Below are 16,136 nucleotides of genomic sequence, written 5' to 3' on the forward strand. Positions count from 1 at the left end.
CCGCTTCATATTCAGGCAGCTCGAAGGCATCCGCTTCGGGCTGCTGCTTTTATAACCACACATCACCATGGACGTTCAAGCCGTTTTCAACAAATACTACCAACCCGGCACCCCGCTATACAACAGCGTGTGGTCGCACAGCCGCCTGGTGGCCGACAAGGCCCTGCAGCTGGCCCAGGCTCATCCCGAGCTCGAGATAGACCTCGACTTCGTCTACGAGGCCGCCATGATTCACGACATCGGGGTATTCCTCACCAACGCCCCCTCCATCTACTGCACGGGCGACCAGCCCTACATCTGCCACGGCGTGCTGGGGGCCGAACTCATGCGGGCCGACGGCTATCCCCGCCACGCCCTCGTGTGCGAGCGCCACACCGGCACGGGCCTCACCGTGGCCGACATCATCGCCCAGAACCTGCCGCTGCCCCACCGCGACATGTGCCCCGTGAGCCTCGAGGAGAAGCTCGTCTGCTTTGCCGACAAGTTCTACTCCAAGTCGAATCCCGATCGCGAAAAACCACTCGACAAGGTACGCAAAAGCGTAGCCCGGTATGGCGAAGATTCGCTGCGTCGGTTCGAAGAGATGGCCGCCCTGTTCCTCTGACCGACTGTCGTTCAAGCCCGCCGGCCACTCTACCCAACAGAGAATAAAATATATTAAATAAAGTCCAAAAGCCGATAAGTCGTAGAAAATGTGTATTTTTGCACGTTGATTACAGATGGACACCCCGATGCCGAAAGTGAGCAAGAAATACGCCATACTTCTATCGCTGCTATTCTCTTCCCTGTTTGTGTCGCTCATAGCGCAAGACAGGCATCCCTCTTATAATCAACCGGCTGCATCCGACACTACACCCGGCGGCGACAGCACCGGGGCAGCCCGACTCACCTTACCGGCACTGCCCGACAGCCTCGGCATCGACTCGCTCGGGGTCGACTCGCTGCTCACCGACTCATTGGCGGCCGATTCGCTGGCTACCGATTCGGTAGCTCCCAAAAAGAAGAAAGCCGGACTTACCTCGGTCGTCGACTACAAGGCCAACGACTCGATTGTATTCACCCACGGCAACGAGGTGTACATGTATGGCCAAGGCGTGGTACAGTTCGACGGCATGGAGTTGAACGCCGACCAGATAGAGATGAACATGGACAGCAGCCTGGTCTATGCCGTAGGCCGCCCCGACTCGGTAGGCGACATCGTGGGTCGACCCGTGTTCAAGGACAAGAGCGGCGAATACGAGTCGGAGACCATGCACTACAACTTCAAGACCAAGAAGGGATACATCACCAACATCGTCACCCAGCAGGGCGAAGGCTACCTCACCGGCGGCAAGACCAAGAAAATGGAGAACGACGAGTTCTACATGAAGGACGGTAAATACACCACCTGCGACAACCACGAACACCCCCACTTCTACCTGCAACTGACCCAGGCCAAGGTGCGCCCCAAAAAGAACATCGTCACCGGCCCCGCCTACATGGTGCTGGCCGACGTGCCCCTGCCGCTGGCTATCCCCTTCGGCTTCTTCCCCTTCACCGAGAAGTATTCGTCGGGTATCATCATGCCCACCTTCGGCGACGAGCTGGCGCGCGGTTACTACCTGCGCGACGGCGGTTACTACTTTGCCATCAACGACTACGTCGACCTGGCTCTCACGGGCGAAATCTACACCAAAGGCTCGTGGGGTGTCAATGCCAAGTCGGCCTATATCAAGCGATACAAATACTCGGGTAACGTAGACCTGAGCTTCATCACCACCATCACGGGCGACAAGGGATTGCCCGACTACACCAAGATGAAGAACTTCAAAGTGGCCTGGACCCACACCCAGGACACCAAGAACAACCCCAACATGTCGCTCTCGGCCAGTGTGAACTACACCACCAGCGGCTACACCCGCAACGACCTGAACAGCTACTACAACGCCAACAGCTTCACCGAGAACACCAAGAGTTCGACGGTAAACATGACCTACCGCATCCCCAACTCGGTGTGGAGTTTCTCGGCTACGGCCAACGTCACCCAGCGTACACAGGACTCTACGCTGAATGTCTCGTTCCCCAACCTCACCATCTCGATGGGCCAGATCTACCCCTTCAAGCGTAAAACCGTGGTAGGCAACGAGCGCTGGTACGAAAAGATACAGATGTCGTACAGCGGCCGGTTCCAGAACTCGATTCTCACCAAGCAGGACCAGATACTCAAATCGAACCTCATCAAGGACTGGCGCAACGGCATGTATCACAACATACCTATCTCGGCCACGTTCAACGTATTCAAATACCTCAACCTCACCGCCAGCTTCAACTTTACCGACCGCATGTACTCCAACAAGGTGATGCAGTCGTGGGACACCCAGCAGGCCCGCGTCGTGCAGGACACGGTCTACGGCTTCTACAACGTCTACAACTACTACGGTTCGTTGAGCGCCGATACCAAACTCTACGGTTTCTACACCCCGTGGAAAATCTTCGGCGACAAGGTGCAGGCCATCCGCCACATCTTCACCCCCTCGGTATCGTTCAGCGCAGCGCCCGACTTCAGTTCGCCCCGCTACGGATTCTGGGACTCCTACTCCTACGTCAACTCGCTGGGCGAAACGGTAACCACCAAATACTCCCCCTTCTCGAACGGCATCTACGGCACCGTGTCGCAGGGCAAGCAGGGAACCGTTTCGTTTGCCGTATCGAACAATCTGGAGATGAAGGTCAAGTCGGACCGCGACTCGACCGGCGTGCGCAAAATATCGCTCATCGAGAACCTCTCGGCCAACATGAGCTACAACATGGCTGCCGACTCGATGAAGTGGAGCAACCTGAATACCTCGATTCTCATCAAGCTCACCAAGAACTTCAACCTGCAGATGAGCGCCACGTGGGATACCTATACCTACCAGCTCGACAGCTACGGCAACCCCGTGCGGGTGAACAAGCCCCGCTGGACCGTAGGCAAGGGACTGGGACGACTCTCGAGCACCGGTACCTCGTTCTCCTACACCTTCAACAACGATACGTTCAAGAAGAAGGACAAGGGCTCCGACACCAAGAAGACGCAGCAAAACCTGCCACAGAACAACATGCCACCCGACCCCAACATGAGCAACGACGAGGAGGAGAGCTCGTCGGGCGACGACGATGTGCAGTTCGGCCCCGACGGATATGCCATCTGGGAAGTGCCGTGGAGCCTCTCGATCAACTACTCGGTCAACTACGGCTACGGCACCTTCAACAAAAAGAAGATGGAGTACAACGGCAAGTTCACCCAGAACCTCAGCCTCTCGGGCAACATCAACCTCACGAAAAACTGGTCGTTCAACTTCTCGGCCAGCTACGACTTCGAGGCCAAGAAGATTGCCTACATGAACTGTAACATCACCCGCGACCTGCACTGCTGGTCGATGAGTGCCAGCTTCGTGCCCGTGGGCCCCTACAAGTCGTACAACTTCCACATCAGCGTCAAGTCGTCGCTGCTGCAAGACCTCAAGTACGACAAGCGGGGCAACTCCTACGACCGCCTCGACTGGTATTAACGGCGGGCGGCATTTGCCACAATGGCGAAAAAGTCGTATTTTTACCGTCAATTCAACCCCACGATTATGCAAGCCGACAATCAGCTTATTCTCGATCATCTCGATCAACCCATATTCCACCTCATCGGCGAGGTGGCCGACGCGATGAACCGCCCCTGCTTCGTCATCGGCGGCTATGTGCGCGACATCTTTCTGAACCGCCCCTCCAAGGACATCGACATCGTCACCCTGGGCAGCGGCATCGAACTGGCCGAGGCCCTCACCGCCCGGCTGGGCAAACGGGCTCACCTCTCGACCTTCCGCAACTTCGGCACGGCTCAGGTGAAATATAACCGCCGGGGCGAGAATTTCGAAATCGAGTTCGTCGGCGCCCGCAAGGAGTCGTACAGCCACGACTCGCGCAAGCCGGTAGTCGAGGACGGAACCCTGCAGGACGACCAGAACCGGCGCGACTTCACCATCAACGCCCTGGCCCTGTGTCTGAACCGCGACCGCTGGGGCGAACTGGTCGACCCCTTCGGCGGTATGGACGACCTCGAAAAAGGGATTATCCGCACCCCGCTCGACCCCGACATCACCTTCAGCGACGACCCCCTGCGCATGATGCGGGCCATACGGTTCGCCACGCAGCTCAACTTCCGCATCGAGACCGAGACCTTCGCCGCCATCGAGCGCAACCGCTCGCGTATCGAAATCATCTCGAAAGAGCGCATCATCGACGAACTGGGCAAAATCATCCGCTCCGACATCCCCTCCAAGGGATTCATCCTGCTCGACGACTGCAAGCTGCTGCCCCTCATCTTCCCCGAGGTGGCCGCCCTCAAAGGGGTAGAGACCGTCAAGGGTCGCGGACACAAAGACAACTTCTACCACTCGCTCGCCGTGCTCGACAACGTAGCGCTGCGCAGCCGCAACGAGTGGCTGCGGTGGGCCGCTCTGCTGCACGACATAGGCAAACCCCGCACCAAACGCTACGATGCCCGGCTGGGATGGACCTTCCACAACCACAACTACGTGGGCGAGAAGATGATACCCGGTATCTTCCGCCGTATGAAACTGCCCCTCAACGACAAGATGAAGTATGTACAGAAGCTCGTGGGGTTGCACATGCGGCCCATCGTCCTGGCCGAAGAGGTGGTTACCGACTCGGCCGTGCGCCGGCTGCTCTTCGACGCGGGCGACGACATAGACGACCTGATGCTGCTGTGCGAGTCGGACATCACCTCGAAAAATCGCGAGAAGGTGAAACGGTTTCTCGACAACTTCGAACTCGTGCGCACCAAACTGCGCGAAATCGAAGAGAAGGACAGCATCCGCAACATGAAGCTGCCCATCCGCGGCGAAGAGATTATGGAGACCTTCGGGCTGCCCCCCTCGCGCCCGGTAGGCGAACTGCTTTCGGCCATCAAAGAGGCCATACTCGACGGCAAAATTCCCAACGAACACGAGCCGGCCCGCCAATTCATGCTCGAGACCGCAGCCGCCATGGGATTGCAACCGGTCGAGAAATAGTATAATTATGAGAGATTTCTCACATTTCGAGCGATAATTCGCTCAAAAAGATATTATTCCGTCAATTTTCTTTGTAAAATGAAAGTTTTTATCCAAAAAGGCTTTCACTTTATTTATTTTTACTATCTTTGTCGGCACAAATAAAGCCGAGCCGCTATTCTACAGCACAATTTGTTACGGAATCGAGGCACTGCACAACACGATGTCGCCATAAGAAAGCATCACGCTTGCAACGTGTTACACCAGGAATAGCATTCCATCAAACCAAAAAACATACTTATCGATGAAAACAACAGAAGTATTGAACGAATTGAAACGCCGGTTCCCCAACGAGCCGGAGTACCACCAGGCCGTCGAAGAGGTATTGTCGACGATCGAAGAGGTCTACAACCAACACCCCGAGTTCGACCGCTACAACCTGATCGAACGCCTGTGTATCCCCGACCGCATCTTCTCGTTCCGGGTCACCTGGGTCGACGACCAGGGCCGCGTGCAAACCAACATGGGCTATCGCGTACAGCACAACAACGCCATCGGCCCGTACAAGGGAGGTATCCGTTTCCACTCGTCGGTCAATCCTTCTATCCTCAAGTTCCTCGCCTTCGAACAGACCTTCAAAAACGCCCTCACCACGCTGCCCATGGGTGGCGGAAAAGGAGGGTCGGACTTCAACCCCAAGGGTAAATCCGACATGGAAATCATGCGCTTCTGCCAGGCCTTCGTCACCGAGTTGTGGCGCTACATCGGCCCCGATACCGACGTACCCGCCGGCGATATAGGCGTGGGCGGCCGCGAGGTAAGCTACATGTACGGCATGTACAAGAAGCTGGCCCGCGAGAATACGGGAACCTTTACGGGCAAGGGCCTTGAGTTCGGCGGCTCGCTCATCCGCCCCGAAGCCACCGGCTACGGCAACGTCTACTTCCTGCTCGAGATGCTCAAGACCCGCGGCATCGACCTCAAGGGCAAGGTGGTTACGGTATCGGGCTCGGGCAACGTGGCCCAATACACCGTGCAGAAGCTCATCGCACTGGGTGCCAAGGTGGTGACCATGTCCGACAGCGACGGCTACATCTACGACCCCGACGGTATCGACGAGAAAAAACTGGCCTATATCTTCGAACTCAAGAACCTCTACCGCGGCCGCATCCGCGAATATGCCGAGGAGTATGGCTGCAAATATGTCGAGGGCGGACGGCCCTGGGGCGAGAAGTGCGACATCGCCATGCCCAGCGCCACCCAGAACGAACTCGACGGCGACGACGCCCGCACCCTGCTGGCCAACGGCTGCTTCGCCGTGTCGGAAGGCGCCAACATGCCCTCGACCCCCGAGGCCATCGAGCAGTTCCTCGCCGCCAAGATTCTCTACGCTCCGGGCAAGGCTGCCAACGCAGGCGGCGTGTCGGTGAGCGGACTGGAGATGACGCAAAACTCCATGAAGATAAGCTGGACAGCCGAAGAGGTGGACCAGAAACTGAAACAAATCATGCACGACATTCACGAGCAGTGTACCCGCTACGGCAAAGAGAGCGATACCTACACCAACTACGTGAAGGGCGCCAACATCGCCGGCTTCATGAAAGTGGCCAAGGCCATGATGGCACAAGGCATCTTGTAACAAACAGACAGTTAGTTATTGTTGAATAAGCCCAACAGGCGGGAGGTTCTCCAAAGAGTCTCTCGCCTGTTGTATGTTGTAAAAACTTTATAAACTTAGCTAAAGGTAAATACATACCCTATCCTCAATCCAAATCTCGAAGGCATGTCAAATTCGCCAAACCTCATGTTGCCCCCATATTTGGACGAAGAACTGTTCCCCTCGACATGTTGTTTCAAAGGATACCAAAAGGCACCTATCATAACACCTTTGATAACCAGATCAGCCGATAATTTGATAGAAAAAGAGCCCGAACTAACATCTGGGTCAAACCAAGCCCCCGAGGTAGAATATCCAAAAAATGTATTTAGGAGAATTCCCGTCCTATAATCGTCACCAAATCGGAAAAAGAACGATGGCCCTACATAGACATCCCATATAAATTTATAATCACTGAACCATTCTATTTTCTCGGTATTTATCCATCGCAAATCAACAACAGCGCCAAAACCTACAGTTGTAGGCCATCGAAATCCCAGTTCTACATCTGGACTAAACGCACTTTCATATGAAGCATTATTTTGTTTGAGTTCCAATCCAACAGTAGAGCCAAATGAAGTCCAAGCTTGTGCATGTACTTGATTCAAACTCAACAACGAAGCAAAAAATACCACAATATGTATAATCTTTCTTTTCATAAATTTTTCTCTATAATAATTATATTCTTAGGACCATCCTTGCTATTGAATTTCCTTTTCTTTATTCTGTCTCAATCTTTGAGTATATACTGAATAGTTATTGCCTTACCATCATAAGTATAGCTTCCTTTCGAAAAATTTTCAGGAATATTGGAATTATCGAACCATGCGGTTATAAGGAATACCAATCCATCTCCCGGATTGTTTGCACACATAAACCTTTCCAAAGCTCTATTTTCACTTATATCTAATGAAGTTAATTGATTTCCATTACACCATACATGCGTTAGTTGTGTATTCTTACTCAAATCCAATGCCTGTATTTGATTATTATAGCATGATAAACTTTTTAGCATCTGGTTTGAATTGATATCTAATGTAGTTAATAAGTTATTACCACAGGTCAAAGACGATAATACACTATGCTTACTTACATCTAAGGAACTCAGCTGGTTATCATTACAGTATAAACGCTCCAATAGAATATTGGCACTTATATTCAACTCTGTTAACTCATTGTTCCAACAAGACAAATAATATATTTCTGGATTTTTACTCACATCGAGCGCTCTCAATTTATTGTTACTACATCCTAAAAATACTAACCTCTGATTTGAACGAACATCCAAGGAGGTTAATTGATTATCATTACAAGACAAATATCTCAACCGAATATTAGAGGCCACATCTAAAGAAGTCAACTGATTAGCATCACACCATAACCAATTTAACAATACATTTTTACTCATATCCAATGTGGTCAATTGGTTGCTATCACACTCCAAAGATGTTAAATTCGTAAAAAATTCAATCCCTTTTAAAGATGAAATTCCCATTTTTACACAGTTAATACTCGTTACTAAATCGGCCTCTTTTCGCGTTAATCTTTTATTATTATCAATATCAAATTCGCGAAGCACATAATCCTTAAACGCCTTATCTGGAAAGTATTCTAATAAATCTTCTGGATTTACAGGCGTATATGGAGACTGATATTTGACATAGGCTCCTAATATCGTATTGATAGCCGATAAAATGTAGTCATCTACATACAATCGAGCATATATATAATCATCATATATATTATCATCATTAATCTTAGCTCGCACCCAATAACCACATCCTTTTTGTACAGCGACTCGCGATGCCCATCCCTTATCAGGGACAGCACGTATATTACCCAAGCTATTGACCGCTCCTACCGAACAAAATTCTATATAAGTAGATGATGAGACAAAATTATCACCCTCATCTATGTAAAAAGTTCCTACTTCCGAGAGTTTGACAATAGTTTTTCCATTACTCTCATTGCGAACCGAAACAAGGATTGTCCCCTCTGGATCGGGAACTGCATCACCACCATTCCCCAATGAGGTACCGTCATCCGGAGCGAGCCCCTTATCCTCCTCCGTACAAGCATTACCCCCCATCAGCAGGGTAACCAACGCCATCATCATAAAAATTTTTGTCTTCATAACAGTAAATATTAAGGATTAAACTTAGTGCTACTCCAGACAAAAAAAACGTGGACAATTTGCACTATCCACTGATGAGGTCTTGGCGTACCCGAGAAAAGAGATGATGCAAACGCCCACGCCGTATGAACAGCGCGAACATCAACTTTGCTCTTCCTTTTCTCTTAAAACCGCCAAGTTTCATCAGTAAGAAAGAAAAGCCAATGCGCTTTTTATGTCGTCATATGTCTGCCCGCCCCTCGGGCGAACGAAACAAAAGTAGTGCTTTTTCTTAAAAAAACAAAATTGGCATCACCTTTCTGCCTCTCGTTAAGCACAAAACCCCATGATTCACCGGCAAGAGACTACGTAAATAAATCCTCCGTCTGCACCCTCTGGACCCCGCATCGGGGTGCGGGGTGACACTCTCGGTCATTCCGCGCCACGACGCGGAATTCAGAAATACCGGCAAGATATAACTCAGGACGCACAAGCCGTGCATCCCTACTCCTCCCACTGTCACCTCCAGAAGCTGGACCCCGCATCGGGGGCGAGTGACACACTATGTTCATTCTTCTCTACAGCGAGAAGAACGAACCAAGAAGCGCCGCTGCTGTTATCGGGCTATCTCGTTCGGAGGCTGGCGCCGCCTTCGGGGGCTGCGGAACTCGCTGCGCTCAAACAGTCCTCGCCCTCACTCCTCAACCGGCTGGCCTCCTCCCGGCCCGATAAAGGCGGGGGTACCGCTACTCTACACAGAAAATGACCCTGACGTTTTGCAGCACAATATCCAAGGATATACCGGCCACTCTTGTCATTCCGCGCTGCGACGCGGAATCCAGGAATATCCGGGCAAGAGACTACGCAAATAAATCCTCCGCCTGCACTCTCTGGACCCCGCATCGCGTGCGGGGTGATACTCTCGGTCATTCCGCGCTACGACGCGGAATCCAGAAATACCGGCAAGAGACTACGTAAATAAATCCTCCGCCTGCACCCTCTGGACCCCGCATCGAGTGCGGGGTGACACTATGCGCATCGGGGTGCGGGGTGACCCTCTCGTCATTCCGCGCCACGACGCGGAATCCAGAAATACCGGCAAGATATAACTCAGGACGCACGAACCGTGCGTCCCTACTCCTCCCACTGCCACCTCCAGAAGCTGGACCCCGCATCGAGTGCGGGGTGACACTGTGCGCATCAAGGTGCGGGGTGACCCTCTCGTCATTCCGCGCTGCGACGCGGAATCCAGAAATACCGGCAAGATATAACTCAGGACGCACGAGCCGTGCGTCCCTACTTCATCCACTGCCACCTCCAGAAGCTGGACCCCGCATCGAGTGCGGGGTGACACTATGCGCATCGGGGTGCGGGGTGACCCTCTCGTCATTCCGCGCCACGACGCGGAATCCAGAATTATCCGGGCAAGAACTCAGGACGCACAAGCTGTGCGTCCCTACTCCTCCCACTGCCACCTCCAGAAGCTGGACCCCGCATCAAGTGCGGGGTGACGCAGTGCGCATCGGGGTACAGGTGACACAAAGACCCCATCGGATGCAGAGCGGCTCCTCCTCCCTCAAAAAAAATTCACCCTCGCATAAAAAAATATTCCGGAATATTTGGTTTATATTATAAACCGATTTATATTTGCAGCATCAATATTCCCTAAAGAGAAACCATATAGCTATATAGTTTATAAAACAAACCAATTTGTAAACCTTAAAATTTGAACGTATGGAAGAGAAAAAACTGAACGAAAAGGAGAGCCTGGAGCTCATCACCCAAATGATTCGGCAGAGCCGGAAGAATATCGGGACCGGCAGTGGGAACCGGTTTCTGCTCTACGGTTACCTGGCCGTAGTGCTTGCGGTTGTGGTCTTTGCGCTGGTCAGCACAACCGGCAACTCGGTATGGGCCGCCGCCTGGTTCCTCATGTTTGCCCCCTTTATCTATACCACCGTACATGACCGCAAGCACCGCCCCGCGGTGATTACCTATACCGACCGCATGATTGACGAGACGTGGAAGGTGATAGGCACCCTCTTCGTCATCACCGTGCTGACGATGATGATTCTGGGCTATGCCCTGGGGAGTGTCAACTTCGGACTGATGATGCCGTTGGCCCTCATCTACTGCGGTATAGGTACCTCGATTACGGGGCTGGTGATTAAAGACTCGGTGCTGGCCTACCTGCCGCTCTTCGGACTGGTCTTTGCCATCTACATGCTGATGACCCTGCCTGCCTTGCAGCACGTACCTGCCACCTGGCACCTCTACTTTGGTATTTCGTTTCTGATTATGATGGTTATCCCCGGGCATAACCTGAACGCTAAATGTCGTAAGTGATGCTGCGCGAACTGAATCCCCTGCTACACTCGCAACTGCGACTGGCCATCGTGTCGATACTCCTCTCGGTAGACGAAGCCGACTTCGTCTACCTGAAAGAGCAGACGGGCGCCACGGCGGGCAACCTGAGCGTGCAGATAGACAAACTGGCGTCGGCCGGATACATTGGGGTGAAGAAAGAGTTTGTAGGGAAAAAGACCCGCACGACCTGCCAGATTACCGAACGGGGCCGCGATGCGTTCGAACAGTATGTCGAGGCGCTCAAGGAGTATCTGAAACTGTAAGCGAGGCATCATGCGGTAGCCAGAAGTAGCGACGTCTGTGTCATTCCGCGCCACGACGCGGAATCCAGAAATACCCGGGCATGGTATAACTCAGGACGCACGAGCCGCGCGTCCCTACTCCACCCACTACCACCTCCAAAGCTGGACCCCGCATCGAGTGCGGGGTAACACAATGCGCATCGGGGTATGGAGTGACGCGCACAAATACACCACGGGCCGGCTCGATTGATTTCGAGTCGGCCCGTGTTAGCTTTTTCTGCCACGCTTAGAGCAGAGCCTTCACCTTAGCTTCGAGGTCGGCCTTCGAGGCAGAACCTACGTGCTTATCTACCAGTTTACCCTCCTTGAAGAAGAGCAACGTGGGGATATTGCGGATGCTATACTCGGCGCTGATATCGGAATCGTCGTCGACGTTATATTTACCGATAATCACTTTGCCTTCATACTCTTCGGCGAGTTCGTCGACCGAGGGGGCGATAGCCCGGCAAGGGCCACACCATTCTGCCCAGAAATCGATTACCACGGGTTTGCCCGAAGCAATCAGCTCCTTTGCATTTTCATCATTGATTTTCAATGCCATAGTTCTATCTGTTTATAATTTATCGTTATCACGTATTACGGAACAAAATTAGGTATTCTGTGGTTGAGTCGCAAACGATTATTCATTTATTTTGAAGGTCACCTCTTCGTTCTCGTTGAGGAAATCGATGAGCTCCTCGGTAATCATGGGACGACGCCGCGAGCGCAACCGCACCGACTTGCCCAGCTCCGAATCGTAAATCTTGAAGTTGAGTTCGGCCTTGTGCTGATGAGCCGGCGGCATAAAGTCGGAGAGGGTCTGGATGAAACCGTTCTTCACGAGGCGAGCCGGCATCTCGATGGTGATGGAGTTGAGCATCGTGCCCTTCAGCTCCGAGAGCAGTTTCATTTCGAGTATCTTCAGGTCGATGCGTCCGGGGGTATACTTCGAGGGGACACAGCGGGCCCGCACCCACACGAAGGTGCCGTTGTTGGCACCGAACTTGCCGTAGTCGATGAAATCCTGCCCGAAGAGAGGGATGTCGTCGGCCCCCGAATAGTCTTCGATCTTGATGAATCCATACTGCCCGCCGCGCTTGCCGATGCCGGTGCGGTAGTCGACCACCACGCCGCCGAAAGTGAGCTCCTTGTCGAGCAGCGCCTCGCGGTTCTTCAAGTCGGTCATACGGGTGTTGCAACCGTAGAGCAGTTCCAGTTTATAGGCATCGAGAGGGTGAGCCGAGAGATACATGCCCACGAGCTCGCGCTCCTTGTCGAGCCGCTCGATGTCGGAGAGAGGTACACCCCGCGGTATCTCGGGCGGAGTCGTCACGATAGAGGAGTCGCTGCCGAAAAGCGAAGCCACCTGCGACAGCTTGTCGCTCTGTACCTTCACTCCGTAGCGTACCAGCGTATCGAGGAAGGGCTCGCCCTTGCTGGTCATGGCCGAAAAGTCCTCGCGGTGAATCTCCTTGAACGAATCGAAGGCCCCCGAAATGGCCAGCGACTCGATGGTCTTCTTGCCACAGGCCGAGAGGTTGACCCGCTCGACGAAATCGAAAATGCCCTTGTACGGACCGTTGGCCTCGCGCTCCCGCACGATGGCCTGCACGGCCGAGTCGCCCACCCCTTTGATGGCCCCCAGACCGAAACGGATGTTTCCCTTCTTGTTGACCGAGAACTTGTACTGGCTCTCGTTGACATCGGGGCCCAGCACCTGAATCTTCATGGCCTTGCACTCGTCCATGAATTTGGTGATTTCGGTGATGTTGTTGAGGTTTCGGCTGAGCACGGCCGCCATGTACTCCGAGGGGTAATTGGCCTTGAGGTAGGCGGTCTGGAAAGCCACCCACGAGTAACAGGTAGCGTGGCTCTTGTTGAAGGCGTAGGAGGCAAACTTCTCCCAGTCGGCCCAAATCTTCTCGAGCACCTCCTTCTTGTGACCGTTCTTCTCGCCGCCCGAAATGAAGAGGGGCTTCAAGGCGTCGAGCTTGTCTTTCAACTTCTTACCCATGGCCTTACGCAGACCGTCGGACTGACCGCGGGTGAAGTTGGCCAACAGACGCGAGAGCAACATCACCTGCTCCTGATAGACGGTGATGCCGTAGGTATCCTTCAGATACTTCTCCATGATGGGGATGTCGTAGACGATAGGCTCCTTGCCCTGCTTACGGGCGATGAACTGGGGGATATACTCCATAGGTCCCGGCCGGTAGAGGGCATTCATGGCGATGAGGTCTTCGAAGGTGGTGGGATGCAGCTCGCGCAGGTACTTCTGCATACCGGCCGACTCGAACTGGAAGGTACCGGTCGTGCGGCCGGCGCTGTACAGCTCGTAGGTCTTGGGGTCGTCGATGGGAATCGAATCGATGTCGAGGTCGATATGTCGGGTCTGCCGGATGTTCTCGACCGCCTCCTTGATAATCGAGAGGGTTTTCAGCCCCAGAAAGTCCATCTTGATGAGGCCGGTATCCTCGATCACGCTCCCTTCGTACTGGGTCACGAGCATCTTCTCGCCGGTCTCCTTGTCGTCGGCCGTGCTCACAGGCACCCAGTCGGTAATGGCATCACGGCCGATAATGACACCGCAGGCATGCACGCCGGTATTGCGCACGTTGCCTTCGAGCATCTGGGCATATTTCATCGTATCGGCCAGGAGCTGGTCGCTCGAGTTGCAAGCATCTTTCAACTCCTGAACATTTTCGATACAGTTTTTCAGATTGATTTTTTGAGCCTTGCCGTTCTTCTCGGGCAGGCGGTCGGGAATGAGGCGGGTCAGGCGGTCCGACTCGGAGAGCGGCAGCTTCTGCACCCGCGCCACATCCTTGATAGCCAACTTGGTGGCCATGGTACCGTAGGTGATGATGTGGGCCACCTTCTCGGCCCCATACTTCTCGGTCACCCACTGCAGCACCCGTCCGCGACCATCGTCATCGAAGTCGACATCGATATCGGGCAACGAAATACGGTCGGGGTTGAGGAACCGCTCGAACAGCAGGTCGTACTTCATGGGGTCTATCTGGGTAATCTTCAGGCAGTAGGCCACCACCGAACCGGCGGCCGAACCACGACCGGGGCCTACCGACACGTCGAGCTCGGTGCGGGCGGCGTTGATAAAGTCCTGCACAATGAGGAAGTAACCCGGGAAACCCATCGTTTTCATGATGTGCAGCTCGAAGGTGATGCGCTCCAGCACCTCGGGCGAGAGCTCCTCGCCATAGCGCTCGTGTGCCCCCTTGAAGGTGAGCTCCTTCAGATAGTCGGCCTCGAGCTTGATACGGTAGAGTTTCTCATAACCGCCCAGCTTCTCGATTTTCTTGCGGGCCGACTCCTCGTCCATCACCACATTGCCGTTCTCGTCGCGGGTAAACTCGTTGAAAATATCTTCATCGGTAAACTTGCGGCGATACTCCTTCTCGGTACCGAAGCTCTCGGGAATGGGGAAGGTAGGCATAAGCGGGGCGTGGTCTATCGAGTAGAACTCGACCTTGTCGAGAATCTCGAGCGTATTGGCGAGCGCCTCGGGCACATCGGCAAAGAGGTCGTTCATCTCCTGCTGGGTCTTCAGCCACTCCTGTTTGGAATAGAGCATGCGGGTGGGGTCGTCGAGATCCTTGCCCGTGCTCAGGCAGATGAGGCGGTCGTGCGCCTCGGCATTCTCCTCTTCGACAAAATGGACGTCGTTGGTACATACCAGCTTGATGCCGTGCTTGCGCGACATCTCGATAAGGTGGGCATTCACCTCGTTTTGCAAGACGAAGGTCTCGTGGTTGGCCCGCGGCACGGTGGCCTTGTGGCGTTGCAACTCCAGGTAGTAGTCGTCGCCGAAAATCCGCTTGAACCACAGGATGGCCTCCTCGGCTCCCGCCAGGTCGCCCGTCAGTATTTTGCGGGGAATCTCGCCACCCAAACAGGCCGAGCAGACGATGAGCCCTTCGTGATATTTCTCGAGTTCGTACTTGTCGGTACGGGGACGCGAGTAGAAACCCTCGGTCCACCCTTTCGACACCAGCTTGATGAGGTTGTGATACCCCTTCAGGTTCTTGGCCAGCACAATCAAGTGATAACCGCCATCATCGATGGCACCCTTGCGGATGGAGATGCCGTTCACCTCGTTGACCACGGCACTGCGCACCTCGCGCGGAGTGGCCTCCTTGTCGGTAAGCCGACGGCGGGCCACATACACCTCGCAACCCAGGATGGGCTTGAATATCTTGGCTTCGAGGTCGGCTACCTGCTGGCGCAACGAGGCCAGCTCGGCCTCCTTGTCGTCGACCGTTTCGTCGCCCTTCTCGATGGCATCGATGCGTTTCTGTATCTTTTTGATGTCATCCTTCACCGCACCGTTTTTCTTCTTCACCAGATTGAAAAACTCTTTTATCCCGAACATGTTGCCGTGGTCGGTCAGGGCCAGGCCCTTCATGCCGTCTTTCATGGCCTTGTCGACCAGCGCCGGTATGGAAGCCTGTCCGTCGAGAATAGAGTACTGGGAGTGAACGTGCAGATGAACAAAGGGTTGCATATATGAGACTGGATTTAGATTCGTGGGCTTAAAGGTACAAAGATATTCGCAGAGAACGAAGCCGCCGGCCGATGTTTTTTGAACAACTTATACACACCGGCCCGCTCCTGAAAAAACTGTCCCGGCAGACAACTCTGCCGGGACAGGAATCCCCAAAAGGGAAAATATCGTTTCG

Annotated in this window: 10 protein-coding genes; 6 read left to right on the plus strand and 4 right to left on the minus strand. The window is 53.6% G+C overall.

Going from position 1 to position 16,136, the window contains the following annotated elements:
* Positions 1-67: 67 nt before the first annotated feature.
* From B5F38_RS09660 to B5F38_RS09675, 4 genes are all read left to right on the plus strand, one after another.
* Positions 68-604 carry an HD domain-containing protein gene (locus B5F38_RS09660; protein WP_087409076.1) on the plus strand — a complete coding sequence of 179 codons (537 nt, stop codon included), beginning with the start codon at positions 68-70 and terminating at the stop codon, positions 602-604.
* A gap of 115 nt (positions 605-719) precedes the next feature.
* A complete protein-coding gene (locus B5F38_RS09665) occupies positions 720-3,530 on the plus strand; it encodes a putative LPS assembly protein LptD (RefSeq protein ID WP_241147847.1) in 2,811 nt (936 codons plus the stop codon).
* Between the two features lie 66 nt (positions 3,531-3,596).
* Complete coding sequence (locus B5F38_RS09670; RefSeq protein ID WP_087409077.1) at positions 3,597-5,042, plus strand: HD domain-containing protein; 1,446 nt, start codon at positions 3,597-3,599, stop codon at positions 5,040-5,042.
* Between the two features lie 283 nt (positions 5,043-5,325).
* A complete protein-coding gene (locus B5F38_RS09675; RefSeq protein ID WP_087409078.1) occupies positions 5,326-6,660 on the plus strand; it encodes an NADP-specific glutamate dehydrogenase in 1,335 nt (444 codons plus the stop codon).
* 95 nt (positions 6,661-6,755) lie between these two features.
* Here B5F38_RS09675 and B5F38_RS09680 read toward each other — a convergent pair whose 3' ends face one another.
* Both B5F38_RS09680 and B5F38_RS09685 read right to left on the minus strand, forming a co-directional pair.
* Complete coding sequence (locus B5F38_RS09680) at positions 6,756-7,337, minus strand: hypothetical protein (protein WP_087409079.1); 582 nt, start codon at positions 7,335-7,337, stop codon at positions 6,756-6,758.
* Positions 7,338-7,408: 71 nt separating this feature from the next.
* Complete coding sequence (locus B5F38_RS09685; protein WP_087409080.1) at positions 7,409-8,812, minus strand: DUF5036 family protein; 1,404 nt, start codon at positions 8,810-8,812, stop codon at positions 7,409-7,411.
* 1,713 nt (positions 8,813-10,525) lie between these two features.
* Here B5F38_RS09685 and B5F38_RS09690 point away from each other — a divergent pair.
* Complete coding sequence (locus B5F38_RS09690) at positions 10,526-11,137, plus strand: hypothetical protein (protein ID WP_087409081.1); 612 nt, start codon at positions 10,526-10,528, stop codon at positions 11,135-11,137.
* Positions 11,137-11,421, plus strand: a complete 285-nt coding sequence (locus tag B5F38_RS09695) for a transcriptional regulator (RefSeq protein ID WP_087409082.1) — start codon at positions 11,137-11,139, stop codon at positions 11,419-11,421. Before B5F38_RS09690 ends, B5F38_RS09695 begins: the two co-directional genes overlap by 1 nt.
* 265 nt (positions 11,422-11,686) lie before the next feature.
* Here the strand turns inward: B5F38_RS09695 and trxA are convergent, their stop codons facing one another.
* On the minus strand, positions 11,687-12,001 hold the full coding sequence (gene trxA, locus B5F38_RS09700; RefSeq protein WP_087409083.1) for a thioredoxin: 315 nt from the start codon (positions 11,999-12,001) through the stop codon (positions 11,687-11,689).
* 78 nt (positions 12,002-12,079) lie between these two features.
* Complete coding sequence (dnaE, locus tag B5F38_RS09705; RefSeq protein ID WP_087409084.1) at positions 12,080-15,961, minus strand: DNA polymerase III subunit alpha; 3,882 nt, start codon at positions 15,959-15,961, stop codon at positions 12,080-12,082.
* Positions 15,962-16,136 lie beyond the last annotated feature (175 nt).

It is taken from the genome of Barnesiella sp. An22 (assembly GCF_002159975.1).
GTDB lineage: Bacteria > Bacteroidota > Bacteroidia > Bacteroidales > Barnesiellaceae > Barnesiella > Barnesiella merdigallinarum.